General features: G+C 32.0%; 2 protein-coding genes. Both read right to left on the reverse strand.

Annotated elements, in window-relative coordinates:
- Positions 1–100 precede the first annotated feature (100 nt).
- Complete coding sequence (locus HMPREF2887_RS00120; RefSeq protein ID WP_057489850.1) at positions 101–2,677, reverse strand: YfhO family protein; 2,577 nt, start codon at positions 2,675–2,677, stop codon at positions 101–103.
- A gap of 66 nt (positions 2,678–2,743) precedes the next feature.
- On the reverse strand, positions 2,744–4,291 hold a 1,548-nt coding region (locus HMPREF2887_RS00125), incomplete at its 5' end, for an ATP-binding cassette domain-containing protein (protein ID WP_084740305.1).

Consider the following 4,291-nt stretch of genomic DNA (forward strand, 5'->3'; position numbering starts at 1 on the left):
CTACTGCCGGAGCTACTAAGCATTCTTTAGGAATGCTTTTTTTACATTGTAAAAATATAATAAAAACCAAACTGTTTTCTTGTGCAGTTTGGTTTTTCAATTATAACGATTTTTTCTTACGTATCTTATTGTAAATTATAAATAACGCGATTCCAGATAAAAATGCTATACTACCTTCTTTAAGACCATTTGGGATAAATGTCAGTTTTATTTTTCCTGCGCCTTTTTTGACATCAATTTTCATAAAGCCATTTTGTGCCCTTGAGATTTTGATTGATTTTCCATTTTGTGTTGCAGCCCAACCTTTATCATAAGGAATGGTAAAGAATAAAGAACTATCTCGTTGAGCTTGATAATGTGCTGTTATTGTATTATGTTTTGTTGTCACAGATACTTTTTGTCGTTGAATCTTGTTTATCGCTTGTTGAAAATGACTGGTGTCAAGCATATAAAATTCAGGACTATCAAATGAAACTTTTGAATTATCTGGGAAAGATATTTTAACGGTTATGATTTGTTTTTGCTTAAAATAACCAAGATTAAAAAATGGAAAAACATTGTTGGTACCATAATGCATTTTTTGATTGTTATTTACAGTTATGTCAACTGATTTTTGGTTATCATTTGAGAAAGTTAAGTTTGGCAGAGTTAAATAAACTTGACTATTTGCTGGAACTTCTAAAGTGTAAGTGATGCTGGCAAAAGAGTCATAACTTTCTTTATCTACTTCTGCAGCTATTCTATTTCCAACTTGCTTAACATTATGATTACTTGTAGGAGGTAATCTGTGATAGTATTTTAAATTTAATCCAGAAAGCTGATTGAGAAAACGAGTTTGATTATCTAATGTTAAGTGACTAAACTTTACATCTCTGTAAATTGAATTTGTTAAAAATGCTAGTGAATTAACATTTTTATTTTCATAAAGTGTTAAATTATCTTTCGTTTTAATGGAAGTAAAACCATATTTTTGAGGATTGTTTGTTGAAATATTATATTTTACACCCAATAAGCTATCCATAAGGATACTATTGTTTTGGTAACGTAAATTTAAATTAGTTCCAGATGACTTAAAACCTAATTTATCAAGAATAGAACTAGCTGCAGTATTGCGGACAGAAGAAAATTGTGAGATACCATTATAATTGTATTTCATACTGTCATTTCCGGTTTGAATAGCTAATTTTTCAGTTCTAAAGAAATTTGAGTTTTTCTTTTTACTATATTTAACGAGCGAATCAATAGCTGTTAAATCTTGTTCATAAGCATTTCTACTTGCAAATACCCATTCTTTTGCAATTCCTTCCATTTGATAAAAACTATTTAAACTTAGTTCAAAGCAAACAAATAATAAAGTAGAAATAGTAAATATTTTAACAGAAATATATTTTTTTGTATAAGCCCAAGAAATTAAAAGATAAGCAATCAAAAACTCTAATGTTAAGATGAAATTAACAGAACCTAAAAATTTGTAATGATTCTTAAAAATAAAAGCAGCAATAAAACCAAGTCCTAAGATAGAAAAACTGGCTAGAATGTTTGTGAATTTAATCTCTTTTAGACGCTCCAAGCTTTCAGCCGCTAAGAAAATAATGACAATGGAAAAAGTCCAAGAGTAACGATGTAGGAACATATTTGGTGCGTGAATACCTTGCCAGAGCAGATCCAAAGGCTGTAAGTAAAAACTAGCTACTAAGAATATAATTAAAATAACATAGGAAAGTTTCACGTGAAACTTAATAGACTTTAAAGTGAAGAAGAGAATCGCTAGTAATAATGGAACAAGCCCAACATAAATCATCGGAATAGAGCCATATTTAGTTGTATCAAAAGATCCAACAAAGTTTTTGGCAAAAATATCTAAATACCAGCTTTTTTCAGTCAGTAGGGTTGTCACTTTTGTTAATTTTTCACCATGAGTTTTTAAATCTAGAAAGGTTGGCAGAATCATGATGAGGCTAGTTATACCAGCTAAAATTGACACAACTGTAAAGTCTATGAAAGATTTAATCCTAATTTTAAAGTCCCATGAAGTTTGAACAAAGAACCACAATACAAGAAAGATTGCCATCATATACCCAAAATAATAATTTTGAATAAAAAGAATTGACAAAGATGTAAAGTAAAGAACACGTCTTTTTTGAGTAATCAACTGATGTAAACCAAGTAAAATAAGTGGAATAATAATGAAGACATCTAGCCAAGTTTTTATTTCAAGTTGACTAACTGCAAAACTCATTAGAGCGTAGGAAGTTGACAGTATTAATATAAGATAAGGAGAAATTTTTTTAAAGATACCTTTAATACTGATGAAACAAGTTAATCCCATCAAACCAAACTTTATCAAAGTAAATAAGTATACTTCATCTGGCATATTTTTTAGATTGAAAAAATAAACTAAAGGTGATAAAAAACTCCCTAGATAATAGCTAGATAAGGCATAAAAGTTCAAACCGAGTCCACTTGTAAACGTATAAAAGATGTTATCTGTACCATGCAAAATATTCCTTAAAGTGACATCAAAAATAACATATTGATGAAATCCGTCTCCTAATAGCGGAGAAGTGTCACTTTTCCAATAGATTCCATTTATAAGGTAAGTTATAAACAGAATCAAAAATGGAATAAAAAAGGCTATCAAATAATAATTTTTGAAGAGTTTTTTGATTTTTTTCATAAGCTATCGTAAAATACTAAAATTTAAGGAACTGAATCTTTCATCAGCTCCTATTTTTTGAAAAGTTTAATCTTTCCAAAGACTATTGACTTTTTCTTGTACTTCTTGATTTTCTAAAAATTCATCATAGGTTTCGTCAATACGATCAATGACACCATTTTTAGAAAGAACAATAATATGATTAGCAAGTGTCTGGATAAATTCATGATCGTGGCTAGCAAAAATAATAGATTCTTTAAAGTTTCTCAGACCGTCATTTAGGCTAGAAATAGATTCTAAGTCTAAGTGGTTGGTTGGATCATCTAGTACCAAAACGTTTGATTTGAGAAGCATAAGTTTTGAAAGCATGACACGAACCTTTTCACCACCTGACAAGACATTGACAGACTTGTTAACCTCATCACCAGAGAAAAGCATACGACCTAGAAATCCTCGAAGGAAGGTGTTGTCATCTTCTTCTTTACTTGCAAATTGACGGAGCCAGTCAAGAATAGATTCACCGCTGGAAAAATCTTTGCTATTGTCTTTTGGTAAATAAGATTGACTAGTTGTAATACCCCACTTGACAGTTCCTTCATAGTCAATATCTCCCATAATAGCTCGAATCAAAGCGGTTGTTTGAATGTCATTTTGTCCAATCAAGGCTGTCTTGTCACCCGGACGCAAGATAAAGCTGATGTTGTCAAGGATGACTTCGCCGTCAATCTTGACAGAAAGGTTTTCGACTGTCAAGAGGTCATTTCCGATTTCGCGTTCGGCTTTGAAGTTAATAAATGGGTATTTACGGCTTGATGGGACAATTTCTTCCAGTTCAATTTTGTCAAGCATTTTTTTACGAGAAGTTGCTTGCTTAGATTTTGAAGCATTAGCAGAGAAGCGAGCAACAAATTCTTGCAGTTGCTTGATTTTTTCTTCAGCTTTAGCATTACGATCTGCTAAGAGTTTAGCAGCTAACTCACTAGATTCTTTCCAGAAATCATAGTTACCAACATAGAGTTTGATTTTACCGAAGTCCAAATCAGCCATGTGTGTACATACTTTATTGAGGAAGTGACGGTCGTGAGATACAACGATAACGGTGTTTTCAAAATCAATCAAAAAATCTTCTAGCCAAGAGATGGATTGAATATCAAGACCGTTTGTTGGTTCATCTAGTAATAGAACATCTGGTTTACCAAATAGAGCTTTTGCAAGGAGAACTTTCACTTTATCTCCGTTTGATAATTCGCTCATATTTTGATAGTGGAGATTTTCTGGGATATTCAAGTTCTGGAGGAGTTGAGAGGCTTCACTTTCAGCCTCCCAACCACCTAACTCAGCAAATTCACCTTCTAACTCAGCTGCTCGGACACCGTCTTCATCAGAAAAATCAGGTTTCATGTAAATGGCATCTTTTTCTTTCATAATGTTATAAAGATGCTCATTTCCCATGATAACTACATCAATCACTCGTTCTTCTTCATAATCAAAGTGATTTTGCCGAAGGACTGAGAGACGTTCGTCTGGTCCGAGTGAAATATTTCCAGTAGTTGGTTCGATATCACCAGCTAGGATTTTTAAAAAAGTTGATTTTCCTGCACCATTAGCACCGATTAAACCATAGGTATTTCCTTT

This window comes from Streptococcus sp. HMSC071H03 (genome assembly GCF_001813035.1).
In the GTDB taxonomy this organism is placed as follows: domain Bacteria; phylum Bacillota; class Bacilli; order Lactobacillales; family Streptococcaceae; genus Streptococcus; species Streptococcus anginosus.

What these genes read in the sequence shown, in the direction of transcription:
- HMPREF2887_RS00120 (WP_057489850.1), bottom strand. Translation starts at nt 2,677, where the DNA reads ATGAAAAAAATCAAAAAACTCTTCAAAAATTATTATTTGATAGCCTTT.